Raw genomic sequence first — 17,832 nt, 5'->3', positions numbered from 1 at the left:
ATTTTTATTTACCACCATTAGCCTGTAAATCTGCTATGCATTGAGCGTCTAGTTGTGGAGGTGAATTTCCATTCATAATACCATTTAATCCTGATGGAGATACGGCTTCCCAATACATTAAACAACTTGTTACATTACAATGTCTCGTGTGTTCTGGATCTTCATGTGGCGATTGTAAATCAGTTCCGAAATTGGTAAGCCCCAATAAGTGACCAAATTCATGATTTATAACCGTAGCTTCTAGCAAACTTCTATTTGGTTCAAACGGGCTATCACTAAAACTTCTAATGGTTTCTTCAAAAACTACAAAGGATGTATTTCTATAGGCGATGCCCAAAACAACCGTTTCATCACTATCTTTATCAGACTTTCCATCAGTAAAAAACACCCACAAAGCAATTTGTTCTCCATTATTATATTTTGTTCTGTTAGTTTCTTCAATATCTGCAATTTCTTCAATAGAGTATTTTGCATTCCCTAGAGAGGGTATGGATTTTTTTATAACGCTTATGCCCTCCGGTTTGTTAGATGTTGAATTTATAAAGTTTTTAAAATTATCAACAGCATTAGCCGTAGGTTCAAAACCTTCTACATAAGCTAGCTCAATTACAATGCTTTTAAATTTTGTAGCAGAAAGTATATCATTGGCAGAACTTCCAGTGGTTTGTTTGTTGCCAATTTTATTTATGCCATTAGCAGCATTATCAATGTCATCTTTACTACAGGATTGTAGAATAATTAATGTAAACATTAATGTTGCTAAAACTTTATATTTCATAGTCATGGGTATCTGTTTGCTAAACTACATACTTTTATTAAATATTTGTTTGAAGTTAAATCATCATCACTAATTAATGTATTGTTAATTTTCTTATGTTTTTTATTAAAAACCTTATAAATATCGATAAAATGCAATTTTTTTAGATAAAAAGTTGTTTTGAGCCGTTTTTTGTATATATTTGTACATTCAAATTTAATAAAGAATGAAAAAAATAGCCTTACTATTATTATTGTTTGTAGCAACTATTTCTTTAAAGGCTCAAAATGATTTAGACGTTTTGTTGTCTGCTGGTGTTGAAGATGCTCAGCGTTTTGCCAACGATTATTTAGCCCCTGGAACTAATGGGTTAATGTATAGTATGAATTCAAACTGGTTTAATACTGCCGATGCTAAGCCTTTGGGAGGTTTTGAGATTTCAATTATTGCAAACGCAGCCTCAGTAAAAAACGATCACAAATCATTCTTGATGAACACAGATTTGTACAATAACGTGCAATTTGTTCAAGGACCAAATTCGCAAACAGTTTCAACGTTGTTAGGCGAGAATAATCCCGATATAGATGTTTTAATAACCTATGATGATCCCATTTTTGGTCAACAAACAGAACAAATTACCTTACCAAGTGGTATTGGTTCAGGAAATATAAATTTAATTCCTACGGCATTCATTCAAGGTGCTTTAGGTCTTAGCAAAGGCATTGAGGTTAAGGCACGATTTGTGCCAAAAATAAAAACAGACGACGTTTCATTAAGTATGTATGGAGCGGGAGTGCAATTTGAAATTACAAAATGGCTACCGGCAGATAAAATTTTACCTGTCGCCATATCTGGATTGGTTGCTTACACACATTTAGACGGTTCGTACAATTTAGATGAATCTTCTAGTGTAGGGGGTGAAAATCAACGTTTGGAGACTGCTACAAATACGTGGTTGTTTCAAATGATAGCATCAACCAAATTGCCTGTCATTAATTTTTACGGTGGTGTTGGTTATATCAAAGGAAAATCAGAATCCGATTTATTGGGAACTTATAGAATATCTAATGGAATCATAACTTCTGAAGATATTGTAGATCCATTCTCAGTTTCAAGCGAGGTGTCTGGAGTGAGAGGTACTGTTGGCACAAAACTAAAATTAGGTTTTTTTAGATTAAACGCTGAATACCATATAGCCGAATTTAATGCTTTTTCAGTAGGTGTAAATTTCGGATTTAGATAAAAATATTAAAGAGTCATATTTTAATTGTTTGAATTAGTTTATTTTTAGTTATTAGTTGGATGTTAGAAAAGTGCGGGATTTAATCCCGCACTTTTTTTATTAAGAACATTTTAATTTATACTTTTGCCTTACATGGTTTTAAATGTTAATATTACCAAACAAAAATCATATTTTCCGATAAAAATAAATCCCAATTTTGGTTAGAATTTAGATAAATAAAAACTTTTTAAATAATAAACTTATGAAAATTACAGTAGTTGGTGCAGGAGCAGTAGGTGCAAGTTGTGCGGAATATATTGCTATTAAAAATTTTGCTTCCGAAGTCATTTTGTTAGACATTAAAGAAGGCTATGCGGAAGGTAAAGCCATGGATTTAATGCAAACCGCATCGTTAAACGGGTTTGATACAAAAATCACAGGGATTACAAATGATTATAGCAAAACAGCGAATAGTGATGTTTGTGTTATTACTTCAGGGATACCTAGAAAACCAGGAATGACCCGCGAGGAATTAATTAGTATTAATGCAGGGATTGTAAAAACGGTATCATCTAGTTTGGTACAATATTCTCCAAACACAATTATAATCGTTGTAAGTAATCCGATGGATACTATGGCATATTTGGTTCATAAATCTACCAATTTGCCTAAACATAAAATCATAGGAATGGGTGGTGCTTTAGATTCTGCTCGTTTTAAATACAGATTGGCAGAAGCTCTTGGAGGCCCCATTAGTGATGTTGATGGAATGGTTATTGCTGGCCATAGTGACACAGGAATGATTCCTCTAACGCGTTTGGCTACAAGAAATGGTGTGCCAGTTTCAGAATTTTTATCAGAAGAACGATTAAATCAAGTAGCAGAAGATACTAAAGTTGGAGGAGCAACACTTACTAAATTACTAGGCACTTCTGCGTGGTATGCACCTGGTGCTGCGGTTTCTGCAATGGTTCAGGCTATTGCTTGCGATACCAAAAAAGTATTCCCTTGTTCGGCATTGTTAGAAGGTGAGTATGGGTTTAATGATATTTGCCTTGGAGTACCAGTTGTATTAGGTAAAAAAGGTATAGAAGAAATCATCAATATCAAGTTAAATAATGCTGAAGTTGCTAATATGAAAGAGAGTGCCGATGGCGTTCAAAAAGTAAATGATTTATTGGAATTATAATATTCAATAGCTTATTAATTGATTTTTATTTAAAGACTGCTAACAAGCAGTCTTTATTTTTTTATATTTGGCGCATGAAATTGAGATGGTGCTTTTTATTGCTGGTAATTGCCTTGATTGGTATTGCCAGTCAGCAGCAAGTTTGTTTGCCAAATCAGGAAATCGTTTTACGGTTTACTGATGATAAGGTAACATCAGACGAAGCTCAAAATGCCGTTGCTATCATAAAAAAACAGTTGCTAGCGATTGGCGCGAATCAAATTCATGTAAAAGAATCCCAAAAAGGAAATTTAAAGATCACCTATTATAGTGATACAGATGTTGCCAGTATAAAAAAACTGCTTTCTAAAGAAAAAGACTTAGAGCTTGGTTACATTTATCCTAATCAGGATAATAAACCTACTAAATCACCCTCCGAAAAAAATTCAAGGTCTTATGATATTGATGTATTTGAGATTAAAAAACAGGATGCTGGATTTGAAGGCGGAAAATATGCTACAGAGCTTAAAACCGAGAACAGTCGGTTCTTTATTCCTAATCTATTAGTATCCATTACTCAAATTGGCTTTGTTAATACAGCTAATGTTTTAAAAGAGACCTTTAAATTCCGAAAAAGTATTGCCATTGCTATAGATATTACTTCAAATAAAATCCCAGATGGTAGAGCAGGACCATTAATGATGGGGATTCATGACTATAGCTAGTTTAATCATAAAAAAGCTATTTCATATGAGCTTTTTTATTAATGTAAAAGCTATAAACAATCATTTATAATCATAAAAAAACAATTGTCAAATCATCGGTAAATTCTATATTTGCTCGTTTAAAAAATTTGACCAAAAACAATAAATAATGCAAAATAAAGGACTAGTAAAATTGTTTGCGATTTTGTTTGGTTTGGTAAGTATTTACCAATTATCATTCACATTTAAAGCAAACCAAATAGAGAGCAATGCCGAAGCAGTTGCAATAAGTAAAATTCCTGATACTGAACCCGACTATAGGGAAAAACGAAGTAACGACGAAGCAAGTTACTTACAATCCATTGCGAAAGATACTGTATTTAACATGGGTGTTGCAAAATACACTTATGATGAGGTAAAGCAAAAGGCCATGAACCTTGGATTGGATTTAAAAGGAGGTATTAATGTTATTTTACAAATATCTGTGAAAGATATTTTGAAAGGATTAGCTAATAATACTAAAAGCCCGGTTTTCAATAAAGCGTTAGATGATGCTAGCGAACTTCAAAAGAACAGCCAAAACACCTATTTAGAAGATTTCTTTATAGCTTTTGATAAAATTAAAGGTGATACTAAATTGGCATCCCCAGATATTTTTTATACAAAAGAACTAGATGGTGAGATTGAAGGAAGCATGTCTGATGACCAAGTTAAAAGTGTTATTACTACTAAAATTGATGAATCAATCACATCTGCTTTTGAAGTGTTGCGTAAACGTATCGATGAGTTTGGTGTAACGTCTCCAAACATCCAACGTTTAGGTAATTCTGGGCGTATTTTGGTTGAATTGCCAGGTGTTAAAGATATAGAAAGAGCATCAACCTTATTGCAAAGTACAGCTCAATTAGAGTTTTGGGATGCCTATAGAGGAGAACAGTTTTTGCCATTTATACAACAAGCTAATGATGTTTTGAAAGGCATTGTTGATGTTAAAACCAATACTACTGAAGTTGAAAATGAAGACGATGAAAATGCCCAAGATTCTAAAATTGATGATCTTTTAGGAGCAACCAGTATAGATTCTACAGCAAATACCTCAAACAATCCATTAGTTGATTTATGGAGAGGAATGGGTTATCAAGGAGGCCCTGTTGTTGGAAGATTTGAAATCAAGGATAAAGAAACTGTCCTTAAATACTTAAACATGCCTCAAGTAAGAGCATTACTTCCAGCAGAACAGCGTTACGTTAAGTTTGCATTTGGTAAACCAGAGGCTAATAGTGAAATAGTAGATTTATATGCGCTTGTCGGAAATAGGGATAATATACCTGAGCTAAGTGGAGCTGTTGTTGTTGATGCTAGAAATGTATATGGTCCTACTGGAAAACCAGCAGTATCTATGCAAATGAATGCTAAAGGCGCTAAGATTTGGGAGGAAATGACAGGGAAAGCTTTTTCTCAAGGAAGTCAGATTGCCATTGTTTTAGATAATGTGGTTTATTCTGCACCAGGCGTAACAACGGGACCGATATCAGGAGGAAGCTCTGAAATATCAGGAAATTTCACATTAAATGAAGCCATAGATTTAGCAAATGTATTACGTGCTGGTAAATTACCAGCAAGAGCCGAAATTATTGCTAGTGAAGTCGTAGGGCCTTCTTTAGGTCAAGAGTCTATTGATAGTGGAACAACGTCATTTATGATTGCTTTGGCACTAGTATTAGTCTGGATGATTGTTTACTATGGCAAAGCAGGTGGTTTTGCTGATATAGCCATGGTATTTAATATTGTCTTGATTTTTGGTGTTCTTTCTGGATTGGGAGCTGTATTAACTTTACCTGGTATTGCCGGTATTGTACTTACTATAGGTATGTCGGTTGATGCTAATGTCATCATCTTTGAACGTATCAGGGAAGAATTGGCAAAAGGTAAAGGACAAAAAGAAGCTATCCAAGATGGATTTAGTAATGCGCTATCTTCCATTTTAGATGCTAACATTACAACAGGTTTAACTGCTTTAATTTTATTTGTTTTTGGAACGGGGCCTATTAAAGGATTTGCAACTACGTTATTAATAGGTATTGTAACATCATTATTTACGGCCATATTCATCACCAGATTGTTTGTTGATTGGTATATAAACAAAGGAGGGAAATTAGAGTTTTCAACACCTATTACTAAAAACCTTTTCAGAAATATAAATATTGAATTTTTAAAGAAACGAAAAGTAGCCTATATCATTTCTAGTATTTTTATTATAGTAAGTTTAGGTTCTTTATTTACCAATAGTTTAGATCAAGGCGTAGATTTTGTGGGTGGAAGAACATATCAAGTTCGCTTTACACAAGATGTTAGTCCTACTGAAATCACAAATGTACTTTCTGATGCTTTTGGAAGTGCTGATGCAAAAACATTTGGAACTAGCAATCAGTTAAAAATAACAACCAAGTATAAAATCGATGAAACTAGTGCTGAAGTAGACGAAGAAATTAGAAGTAAATTGTTTACAGTTTTACAGCCTTATTTAAGTGGACTGACTTATGAAGATTTTATTAGTGATTCTGATACTAAAACAGTTGGGCTTATGCAATCTTTTAAAGTAAGTCCAACAATAGCTGACGATATAAAACAAGCATCATTTTGGGCTATACTTGGGTCGTTAATCGTCGTGTTCCTTTATATTTTATTACGTTTTAAAAAATGGCAATTCTCCCTAGGGGCAGTTGCAGCGGTATTTCATGATGTATTAATTGTATTGGGTGTGTTCTCTTTAACCTACAAATTCATGCCTTTTAGCATGGAAGTAGACCAAGCGTTTATAGCAGCTATCCTTACGGTAATTGGTTATTCATTGAATGACACGGTAATTGTTTTTGATAGGGTCAGGGAATATGTTAATGAACACACTACATGGAATTTTAATAAAATTGTTGATGTATCCTTAAGTAGTACATTAGGAAGAACATTAAATACATCGTTAACTACTTTGGTAGTGTTATTAACAATCTTTATATTTGGCGGAGAATCCATTAGAGGATTTATGTTTGCATTAATAGTTGGTATTGTTGTAGGGACTTATTCATCTTTGTTTATTGCGACACCAATAATGTACGACACCATTAACAAATCAGAAGAAAAAAAGAAAAAAAACTAACTCAAAATTTTTTCTTTAATAGGAGCCTATCACGAAAATTGATAGGCTTTTTTTTGCTCATATATTTTTCAAATTTTAGCATATCAAATGAATAACGAACGTGTTATTTGTATAAATTCGCATAAAATTACTATACCACAATCGCATTCAAATAATGAATAATTTCAGTCTTTTTTTCAAGTGAAAACAAATCAAACTTCAAGTAAAAAATTCCTTTTCATTTCCAAATGGGGAGAATCTTTGGACATTGCATATACAACCTTACAGGAAGGAAACGAGGTTAAATTATTTATAGAAGATAAATCCTCTAAAGAAATTGGTCTTGGTTTTGTGAAAAAAGTCACGAAATGGGAAGAGCATGTTGATTGGGCCGATGTGATTGTTTTTGATTATACTGGTTATGGTAAAATTGCTACCCAATTGAGAACTGACGGCAAATTGGTTATTGGTGGAACGGAATACACCGATAATCTGGAACTGGACAGAAACTTTGGTCAAGCTGAATTGCAAAAACACAAAATAAAAGTATTGCCCTCAAAAGAATTTGTTTCGTTTAAAGACGCAATAAATTATATTGAACAAAATCCAAATTCATATGTGCTTAAACCCTGCGGAGAAACCCAAGAATTAAAACAATTATTATTTGTTGGGAGTGATGACGAAGGCTTAGATGTTATTAGGGTTTTAAAAGCCTACGAAAAATCTTGGGGCGATAATTTTGGAAATTTCCAATTACAGCGGAAAGTAAAAGGTGTCGAAATTTCCATTGCGGCCTTTTTTAATGGCAATGAATTTATTTACCCAATCAACATCACGTTCGAACATAAAAAGTTATTTCCAAAGGAATTAGGAGTTTCTACGGGCGAAATGGGAACAAGCATGTTCTGGACCAAAGATTCACCCATTTTTGAAGCAACGCTTTTAAAGTTTCAAAATACCTTGGCAAAACATAATTTCATTGGGCATATTGATATTAATTGCATTGTTAATGGCAATGGTATTTATCCATTAGAGTTTACATCACGTTTTGGTTATCCACAAATATTTATCCAAAGAGCTGGTATTATAGAACCCATAGGGGAGTTATTTTATAAACTCGCATCTAAGCAAAAATTTAAAATCAATGTTAGAAAAGGATTTCAAGTTGGTGCTTTTATTGTTGTGCCGCCATTTCCTTTTGACGATAAAAAGACATTCCGACTTTTTTCTAAAGACGCTGTGGTGGTTTTTAAAAAGAATGGAAAAGAAGGCGTTCACCCCATGCACTTAAAGAAAATTAATGATGAATGGTTAATAACAGGAGAGATAGGGATTGCTGTTTTGGTAACGGGAACAGGAACGACTATGAAAGATGCCCAAAAAATGATGTATAACCGAATAAGCAACATCATAATCAACAATAGTTATTATAGAACTGATATTGGTGATCGATGGAGCGAGGATTCAGATAAATTATGGTCGTGGGGATTGTTGTAACTATATGGTTTTCGAAAAAATAACAGCATACAATCAATTTTTCAATATATTACCTCTTGATTGGCAAGAAAGTATTTTGCCTTATTGGAAATCCTATAAACATACCACTAAGTGTTATGTGCTTTTAGAGAATGATGAACCCATTGCTGGTGGATTGGTGTTTTCTGAGTGTCCTCCAGATATGTTATACGCTAAAGAAGAAGCCGATAGTTGGTTCAAAAATGGTTATCTTTATTTAGGGTTTATCTATGTTTTGGAAGAAAAAAGAGGACAGAACTTGGGTTCTATTTGGTTATCTAATCTTAAAAACAAGTTTCCTAAACAAAAATATTGGCTAACCATTGAGGATTTAGGACTTCATGGTTTTTATGTTAAAAACGGCTTTGTAAAAGTAAAAACCCTAAGTAATAAAGGGCAAGAAGAAGTTATTTATTGTTTTGATGGAATTTAATAATAAACACCTAAGCTTCAACATTAAAATATACTTTATAGTAATACATTTTTTTATCCTCATCAAAACCGCGTTCTAAATATTCGCTAGAAGCTTCTGGAGCATCAATATCAAGTTTTATTTGAATATTGGTATCTAATTTTATATCGGTTTTAATTTTTTTCTTTTCCTTATTAACAACTGCTTCTGCAACATCAAATTGATTTCGCATCACAATGTTTTGTTCACCTTCAAACGTCTTTTTATAATCGTCGAATAAGCTTTTATGTTTGGCTTCCTCAAAAACCTCGTCTTTAAAATGTTCTATATTAACAACCTCGTTTTCTTTAAAAAAATCAATAGTTTTGGCTAAAAACATATTTTGCTCTTGGGAACCATAACTCGTTTTTAAAACTTCAGTTGAAAATTCTTTGCATAGCTCAATATATTGTTGTGTGTGGCTATTGGCATCATCGGCATATTTAATATTCAAAAACTGGTTTATCCAATATTGTGCATCATAACTGTTGTTATCTACACTCAAAATAATATTACCTTCAGTATCTGTTTGGTTTAGAATAAGACAACCTTTATCTACTTTTTTAGAACTGATACCTTTTTGCACTAAAACATCATAACTATTGTTTTCTAAATAGGTTTGGAAAAAATCGACTTTAGTCTCTATTTTGAATATTCCGAGAGCATTTGTTGTTATCTCGTTAAATTCAATACCTTCAAACATAACGATTAAAACATCACCGGTTTTAATGTTTGCCGAGGTAGATTGTTCATACAAATGGGTAACAACGTGTTTTGAAATGTCTACAAAGGCATCATCGTCAGTAAAAATTTGCTTAGCATAACTATTAATTTCGTTTAAGCTAATGTTTGCATGGTGATTAAAGCGGTAACTTTGTACCACGCTACTAAACGGACGCAACAAAAAAGGCAGCATTAAATTGTAACTGGCTTCATCAAAATCCACTATTTTTTCTGAAAATGCATTTTTGGTATCGTTGAATTTATTACCAACTTTATGGATAATGAATTTTGAAATAGAGGCGTTTTTTCTAGTAATCATGTTCTTTTTTTTAATACTGCAATAGTACTAATTTCAAAACAGAAACCTGTAAAAAAGAACGCCAAAGTAGAAACTTTGACGTTCAAGATCTAGGGACTTGAGATTTGGTTGTCGTTATTTAACTATTTGGAAATGCTTGTTAGCTCTGAATATCCCAATAGTTTTCCGCCTTTGTTATAGGTTTCGCTTTTAACGGCTCCAACACCTTCTGAAATCCATTCTTTTACTTCAAACGATTGCTTTATGCCTATTTTCATTTCAGTATTATAACTCAATGCAAAACAATCAAATGTGCCAGCAGCAGTAGTTAAAGATTCTTTAGCATTCACTTTTCTGTTGACCATATCAATACTCATATTCATTTTCATAACTCCCATATTTATAGCCATGTTTAATTGAGCATCTTTTAAATTTTGCCCCACGCTTAAATTATTTGGTAATTCAATATTGGTTCCAGTCATCTCAACTTCCATTTTTTTATACTGTTTAAGCATTTCTGGATTCATTAAAGATTTAAAATCAATTGAAATACCATCTCCGTTACAGGTCATTTCATAACTTGCTGTTGAAATTTCCTTGCCTTTGTCATCAGAGATTTTAGTATTTATTGTAGCAACATTGTTTTTAATGCTTGCAATTTCGTAATCTACAACACTTTCTTTTTTGCCTTTTTTATCAAAACTTGTTATTTGGAATTTAGCACCTTCCTTAAAAGGATAATAGGTACTACAAGCATTTTGGGAAATAGTTGTCATACTTACTAAAAGCATTAGAACTAATAGGGTGATTTTGGTTTTCATAAAGTTTATATTTTAATGAATTCTACACGTCTGTTTTGGGCTTTTCCATTTGGGGTAGTATTATCATTAACTGGTGCACTTGCACCTTTTCCATCTGTTTGAAGTCTATCGGAAGAAATACTATAAACTTTTATGAGTGCATTTTTAACAGCTTCAGCCCTTGCTTTTGAAAGTTTTAAATTGGCATCATTACTTCCATCAGAATCGGTATGACCTACAATGTTTAACTTTATGGCAGCATCTTGCTGTAAGACTTGAGAAATTTGACGGATAATCCCGTAAGATTGTGGTTGGATGTTGGCCGAACCAGAATCGAATAAAATACCATTTGTAGAAACTTTTCCGTTACTAAGCAATTCACGTCTTAAATCTTGTCCGCCTTCAGCTAATTTTAAATTTCTTATAAAAATACGTTCTTCCCCATCTTTTAAGTTATTAATATGAAATTTAACATAATTAAGAACGTTTACTTGTTCTACAAGCCTTGGGATATCAACATATTTCACCTCATTTACCCAAAGTCTATATCTGTTTTTGGTAACCGATATGGCGATATGGGGTTGGTTTTTTACTTCGTTACGAATGTCTGCTTTAATATATGAACTGATAGATGATTTTCTATTAAAATAATTGTACATACGAATATCGAAAGCGCCATATTGGCCAAAAGGTAAGGATGCAGAAACATAATGCTGTGCACCTTCATCAAACAAATTGTTGTCACTAAAATAAACCGTTAACCTAGCGTTTGATGAGGTTTTCTGGCTTAAACCTTCGGTTAATATATCAAATTCCAAAGTGTAATCTTCCGGAAGGCTTTTGATATCTGGAATATAATAAATACCGTATCCGGGCTTTAATTCAAACCAGTTACCTTCAACTTTGTTGAATTTAACCACTTCTCCAGAGGCGTTGGTGTTCCATCTACTGGGGAAATCGCCTATGAAATCTTGGGAGAAATCATCAAAAAACAACAGTTTATCACCAGGAACATAATCAAATTTGCTATAAATTTCTAAATTATCAGAAACATTAGTGTTTCCAACGGCATCAATAGGTCCTTCACCATTTTTTGTAGTGTTTTTGGTTGGACTAGGACTAGTTTGAGGCGTTTTTTCGGTAGAAGGATTTTCATTAGGGTTTAGAATGGTATCCATTGTTTTTCCCGTTTCCTTCTCAACCTTTTGTTCTAGCTTACGCTCTACAGTTTCCTCGGCTTTCTTTTGAAGCTTTTTAAGTAACTGCGCATTTGCATTTGGAATAGAAAATAAAATAAAACCTATAAGGCAAATGAAGTGAATTGATTTGATTGTAATTTTCATTGTAAAAAATTGATTAATAGCTTTGTAAAGATAAAAATTACTTAATCAATAACAAGGATGTTTTTAAAAAATGAAAGGGAATTCGCGATTTTATAATGGGTTAATGTATTTTATAAAGAATAACGGAATTGTTTTCTCCCTTAACCACGAAACCTAAGTTTCTATTTTTGTCAATAGTATCAATTGTTGCTATTGAATTTCCGTAAACAGGAAAATTATACAAAAGCTCTCCTTGGCTATCATACAGATATACTTTATGCGCTTGTAAATCGGTTACGGAAACATAAATTTTATCATTAACATAAAATAATTTGGGTGCTGTATAAGTACCAAAATCCAATTCAATGGTTTTGCCTTTAATGGTTAATTTATTTTCGCTTTGTGTTACCAGTGTTTTACTGCTGGCGTCTATGTGGTGTTTTTCGGTAAGATTAAGGTTTAATGATGAAGTATTTCCATTAAGGTCTATAGAGATTAAGTCAGCATTGGTATTAGTTGTTGCAAATTTATTGTTATGATAAAATACAGGTTCACTGGAAAACGTAGCAGATGTTTTAGGTGTGATTCTGGTTTTACCAGTCCTATCTAATATGTGAAGCTTATTTTGTGTTTTCAATGTGATAAAGTCTTTTCCACCTATTCTTATGTGTTGTGGCTGATTGATGATGTTATCATTTGCAGATTTGAAAGCAAACCCATTTACCAATTTAGCATTTACATCATACATTAGTATATTTTTCCCTTGGGTTACTAATAGTCTGTAATTTTTATTTTTATCATAATCAAAAACAGATAGAGGTTGTGTGATGTTATCATTAAACTTTGCAGGAAAAGGAGCTACATCATTACCATTTCTATCAATGACATAAACGCGATGCGGTGTTGCAAAAGCTAATTGTAATCTGCCATTTTTGAAAATATCAATTTGTTCAATACTTCCTAACACAGGGCCTTCCAATTGTTTTTTCCAGAGAATTTTTCCTTTGTTGGAAATTAAATAAAGATTGTTATTAATATCTTGAACTACAATTTCTTTTTCCTTTGTAATGTGGTTAGTTACAAATTGGGGCGTGTTTAATAAATCGGTATCCAATTTTATATTTAATTCTTCAGAAACTGAATTTTCACTAGCTTTAATTTTGGTTTGTTTTATAATGGCATTTATATGGGCAAAATTGGTATCGTAAATAAATTGTAAGGCCGAAGTATTGTAATTATTTAAACTTGAGCCAATGGGTTCTCCGAGATTTTTTTCTAAAATAGTTTTAAGAATATAAGGATTTCCAACAATCATTAAAGAGGAGGCATCATTTAATTGTTCTTTAATGTCATTAAAATAGGATTGCTCACCCAACGTCGTTTGATTCAGATAACTGGCGATGATATTATGAAGTAATTCTATATCATCAGTAAACACAAAAAATTCGTCCAGCACACAATATTTTGTGGCTTTATTGAATGTTATTAGTGGATTAAAGGTTTTAGAAAACAAGTCGGGTTTGCTAAAATTATAGATATCTGTTTCCCTAAAAGTTTCCAGCATATTCAATTCCCCTAATAATTCTTCTTTGGTAGCAATAATGTCGATGGAATTTAAAACTATAGCACGTTTATTTTCTTCATAAATCACACCCACTTCAGTTATATTATCAAAAAGAGCCGTTGAATTTGCAACAGAATCCTTCTTTGTAAATGCTTTCAAATTAGCTTCTAAATTTTCAAAATCATTAAAAGTGAAACTCATAAAACCATCACTATTATTTGGTGTAATGTTTTGTAATTGATTTTCTTGCGGGATGGTGTTTTTAAAAACATTAATGGTGTTTAAAGAATCCAAACCTTTGGTAATACCATTAATAAAAATCTGATTTTGATTAATATCAATATCTAAAGCCGTGTAATTTGAAAATGTTTTTAAAGGTAATCCTTCATCTAAAAAGAATGATTTTATAAATGAATTATTGGATTTTATAATGATAGATACCGTTTTGTCTAGGGTGGTGGTGTTATATATTTTTTCAAGTTCGGTGTCAATATACTCCTTGTTATAAGCAGCATCAATAATATCCTTTGATGAAGATGCCATAAAAACACTGTCAATAACAGTGCTATAAAAAGTATAATTTTTAAGAGTGGATTTTGTTATTGATTTGTCATTATATACTAGAGTTTCTTCCTTATAGTTTTTTAAGGAGTCTGTTATAAATAGTTTTTTATTGTATGTTGTTATGATGGTGTATTGAAGGCTATCGGTTTTATCTTTTGACAAACAAATTAAAACATCACCAGTTGGTTTTAAAAGCGACACATGTTCTAACTTAGCTTTAAGATTTTTATAAGTGTTTGTTTGTGATAGAATATCAAAAAAATCACTATTATGAATGCTGCTTTTTAAGCTTTCAATATTATTTGTCCTTAAAATAATAGAAGCATTTTCTGGGGTATAGTGAATGAGCTTGGTTCTATCAACATCCGCATTATTGCAGCTAAATGTTAAAACAAGCAAGAGGGTAATACAAAAAAATCTCATGGATAACTTAATTTATACAAACCTACATATTTTTCATTTTACTATTAAATAAAACTGTAGTGAATATAAAACCAATGTTCTATAAAACGTTAAAAATTGAGTTTTAATTGTTCAGGTAAAAGTCTAAAGGATTTTCTATGATATTTTGTAATACCATATTTCTTTATGGCTTCTCTATGTTCTTTTGTGGGATAACCTTTGTTTTGTTTCCAGTTGTACATGGGGTATTCTTCATGTATGGAATCCATATAGGCATCACGATATGTTTTTGCTAAAATGGATGCTGCAGCGATACTCAAATATTTTCCGTCACCTTTTATAATGGTTTCAAAAGGAATGGTATTCAAAGGTTTAAATTTGTTGCCATCCACAATAATGAATTCTGGTTTTGTTTTTAAACTGTTTACTGCTTTGTGCATCGCCAAAATAGACGCATTTAAAATATTTATTTTATCTATATCTTCTTGAAAAACATGTGCAACTGCAAAAGTTAAAGCTTCAATTTCTATTATAGGTCTAAGGAATTCTCTCTTTTTTTCGCTTAGCTGTTTGGAGTCATTTAATATGGAATTCTCAAAAACACTAGGAAGTATAACTGCAGCGGCGGTAACAGGGCCTGCTAAACAACCACGTCCAGCTTCGTCGGTACCGCACTCTAGTTTAAAGTTTGAATGATTTAATAGTAACATGAAATAAATCTTACTGCCAAATTTATAATTTTTACTAACACTTAACGTTCAAATAATTACTTTTGCTTCGGAAAAAATAAATTGATGTTAAAAATATTTCTCGCATTCCTTACCGTGTTTTTTTGTTATGGGGCTTTTGCTCAAGGTGGTCCCAATAGGTTAAGTAGAACAGGTGGACAGAGTTTGAAGTCGCCCCGCGACACTATTGGCAAATCAAACAATGAAGTTGCTAAAATAACAGATTACCTTATTATCTCCCATGAAAACGATACAACATATGTTGATACAACGCTAACCATAAAAAAAGACTACAAATTCAATTATTTAAGAAGAGATGAATTTGGGCTGCTACCTTTTTCGAATTTAGGACAAACATATAATAGTTTAACGTACGATTTTGAAAGTACTAACTTAATGCCAAGTTTTGGAGCCCGGGCTAGACATTTTAATTATATGGAGATAGAGGATATTAGTTATTATAGGGTTCCAACACCATTAACCGAATTATTGTATAAATCTGCATTCGAGCAAGGCCAGTTGGCCGATTCCTTCTTTACTGTAAATACCTCACCGCAATTAAATTTTTCAATAGCATATAAAGGGCTACGTTCTTTGGGTAAATACCAACACATATTAACAAGTACGGGTAATTTTAGGTTTACAGTGAATTATCAAACAAAAAACAAGCGCTATTTTATTAGGACGCATATTATAACCCATGATTTAATGAATCAAGAAAATGGTGGATTGCAAGATAGTAGTGTTGATAATTTTGAAAGTGGCGATCCAGAATTTCTAGACCGATCTATATTGGAAGTTAATTTTGAAAATGCAGAGAATATTCTAGTAGGCAAAAGGGTGTATTTAGACCATAGATATTACCTATTAAATAAAAAAGACTCCTTATCAACGAATCAAATTAGCATTGGTCATGTTATGTCTTTTGAAGATAAGTATTATCAGTACGATCAATCCAATGCAAGTACAACTTTTTTCGGACCATCTTTTGTAACATCTGAATTCACAGACCGTGTTACTTTAGAAAATTTCCATAATAAAGTAAGTTTAAATTACAGTAATAATATTGTAGGGGATTTACAATTCAATATCAATAATACCAATTATAATTACGGCTACAATAAAATTGTTGTATTAAATGGGAATACAATTACCAATAGATTAAAAGGGGATGTGATTTCCGCTGGTGGTAAATACCATAAATCATTTAAGAAGTTTGAATTTAATGGAGAATTGGGGTTGAATGTTGCAGGTGATTTCGATGGTAATTTCATAAAAGGGGAAGCTACTTTTAAACTCAATGAAGATTTATCCGCTACTGCAGCCATCAATCATAATTCAAAAGCACCTAATTATAATGTTCTATTATATCAAAGTAATTATTTGAATTATAATTGGAGAAACAACTTTAATAATACAGAAACCCAACAACTTTCATTTCAGCTTAAATCCAATAAAATAGCAAATATCTCATTTGATTATTCCACGATTACAGATTACACCTATTTTAAAAGGGATGACGATAATGCCATTAAGGCATTTCAAAACAATAAAACGATTACGTATTTAAGGGTTAAATTAGAAAAGGAAATAAGGTTTGGTAATTTTGCACTCGATAACACCATACTTTATCAGAATGTTCAAGATGAAAATGGCGTGCTCAATGTCCCAGAGCTAACAACCCGAAATACCTTATATTATGCCAATCACATATTTAAAAAGGCGATGTATTTACAAACAGGTGTTACGCTTAATTACTTTACCAACTATTATATGAATGCCTACGATCCGTTGTTGGCTGAATTTTATGTCCAAAACACTAGGCAGTTCGGAGAGTTCCCAAGATTAGATTTCTTTATAAACGCCAAAATTCGTCAAACTCGCATCTATTTAAAGGCAGAACATTTCAATGCAGCCTTCACGGGATACAATTATTATTCAGCTCCAAACTATCCTTATCGTGATTTTACGGTACGTTTTGGGGTTGCATGGAATTTCTTTTTGTAATTTTTAAAGCATTCCTAAGCGTAAAATGAGCTTGGTCGCGCTTTCACTTCTCACTTATATTTAAGGTAATTTGTAATAAAAAGTTCAAACAAGTCGTTCAATCGCCATTGTAACTCCTTAAAAAGAAAGAAAATACAACGTTATATTATGGGCGCACAACATTATTATAATTAAAAAGTAACGTAAATAATTAAAAATCAGCCCTTAAAACCCATCAAAAAAAACATTAAAAAAAGGGGATAAAAAGTTTGCAAATAAGAGGGAAAGGGTCGTATGTTTGCAGCCGCTAAAAAAGGGAACATTCTTTGGGGCGTCGTTCGGCAGGAAAAGTTAGTGTTCAAGGGAGAGGGTTCGGAAAAAAACTTTTTTCAAAAAACATTTAAAAAGTATTGCGGGATAAGAAAAAGGGTTTTATATTTGCACCCGCTTAGCAAGGAAACGAGCTGGGATAAGATAAAAAGAAGTTCATAGACA

At 32.3% G+C, this 17,832-nt stretch carries 13 protein-coding genes; 7 read left to right on the top strand and 6 right to left on the bottom strand.

Translation table 11 applies throughout. From position 1 onward, the window contains the following. Positions 1-4: 4 nt before the first annotated feature. Positions 5-778 (bottom strand): membrane metalloprotease, encoded by a 774-nt coding sequence (locus CDH49_RS07700; RefSeq protein WP_100614942.1) that lies wholly within the window; start codon positions 776-778, stop codon positions 5-7. 205 nt (positions 779-983) lie between these two features. Between CDH49_RS07700 and CDH49_RS07695 the strand changes: the two genes are divergently transcribed. From CDH49_RS07695 to CDH49_RS07670, 6 genes are all read left to right on the top strand, one after another. Further along, complete coding sequence (locus CDH49_RS07695) at positions 984-2,000, top strand: DUF6588 family protein (RefSeq protein ID WP_100614941.1); 1,017 nt, start codon at positions 984-986, stop codon at positions 1,998-2,000. A 241-nt stretch (positions 2,001-2,241) separates the two neighbouring features. After that, positions 2,242-3,168 (top strand): malate dehydrogenase, encoded by a 927-nt coding sequence (gene mdh, locus CDH49_RS07690; RefSeq protein WP_100614940.1) that lies wholly within the window; start codon positions 2,242-2,244, stop codon positions 3,166-3,168. Positions 3,169-3,242: 74 nt separating this feature from the next. Then, positions 3,243-3,872, top strand: coding sequence for a hypothetical protein (locus CDH49_RS07685; protein WP_100614939.1), 630 nt, complete (start codon positions 3,243-3,245; stop codon positions 3,870-3,872). A gap of 148 nt (positions 3,873-4,020) precedes the next feature. Continuing rightward, entirely contained in the window at positions 4,021-7,005 is a 2,985-nt protein-coding gene (secDF, locus tag CDH49_RS07680; protein ID WP_100614938.1) for a protein translocase subunit SecDF, read from the top strand. Between the two features lie 180 nt (positions 7,006-7,185). Then, the gene (locus tag CDH49_RS07675; RefSeq protein WP_100614937.1) at positions 7,186-8,481 is read left to right on the top strand and encodes a hypothetical protein; all 1,296 of its coding nucleotides are present in this window, start codon (positions 7,186-7,188) and stop codon (positions 8,479-8,481) included. 4 nt (positions 8,482-8,485) lie between these two features. Next, on the top strand, positions 8,486-8,932 hold the full coding sequence (locus CDH49_RS07670) for a GNAT family N-acetyltransferase (protein ID WP_100614936.1): 447 nt from the start codon (positions 8,486-8,488) through the stop codon (positions 8,930-8,932). 10 nt (positions 8,933-8,942) lie between these two features. Here the strand turns inward: CDH49_RS07670 and CDH49_RS07665 are convergent, their stop codons facing one another. From CDH49_RS07665 to CDH49_RS07645, 5 genes are all read right to left on the bottom strand, one after another. Further along, positions 8,943-9,992, bottom strand: a complete 1,050-nt coding sequence (locus CDH49_RS07665; RefSeq protein ID WP_100614935.1) for a nucleoid-associated protein — start codon at positions 9,990-9,992, stop codon at positions 8,943-8,945. Between the two features lie 122 nt (positions 9,993-10,114). Next, positions 10,115-10,792, bottom strand: coding sequence for a TapB family protein (locus CDH49_RS07660; RefSeq protein WP_100614934.1), 678 nt, complete (start codon positions 10,790-10,792; stop codon positions 10,115-10,117). Positions 10,793-10,797: 5 nt separating this feature from the next. Continuing rightward, positions 10,798-12,114 carry an OmpA family protein gene (locus tag CDH49_RS07655; RefSeq protein ID WP_100614933.1) on the bottom strand — a complete coding sequence of 439 codons (1,317 nt, stop codon included), beginning with the start codon at positions 12,112-12,114 and terminating at the stop codon, positions 10,798-10,800. A 100-nt stretch (positions 12,115-12,214) separates the two neighbouring features. After that, positions 12,215-14,644, bottom strand: a complete 2,430-nt coding sequence (locus CDH49_RS07650; RefSeq protein ID WP_100614932.1) for a ribonuclease HII — start codon at positions 14,642-14,644, stop codon at positions 12,215-12,217. 89 nt (positions 14,645-14,733) lie between these two features. Then, positions 14,734-15,333: a ribonuclease HII gene (locus CDH49_RS07645; protein WP_100614931.1), complete on the bottom strand. Its 600-nt coding sequence runs from the start codon at positions 15,331-15,333 to the stop codon at positions 14,734-14,736. Positions 15,334-15,417: 84 nt separating this feature from the next. Here CDH49_RS07645 and CDH49_RS07640 point away from each other — a divergent pair, with 84 nt between their 5' ends. Beyond that, on the top strand, positions 15,418-17,358 hold the full coding sequence (locus CDH49_RS07640; RefSeq protein WP_100614930.1) for a putative porin: 1,941 nt from the start codon (positions 15,418-15,420) through the stop codon (positions 17,356-17,358). The last annotated feature ends 474 nt before the right edge of the window (positions 17,359-17,832 follow it).

It is taken from the genome of Confluentibacter citreus, assembly GCF_002807055.1.
GTDB classification, from domain to species: Bacteria; Bacteroidota; Bacteroidia; order Flavobacteriales; family Flavobacteriaceae; genus Confluentibacter; species Confluentibacter citreus.
This window is presented reverse-complemented; position numbering and strand designations above follow the sequence as displayed.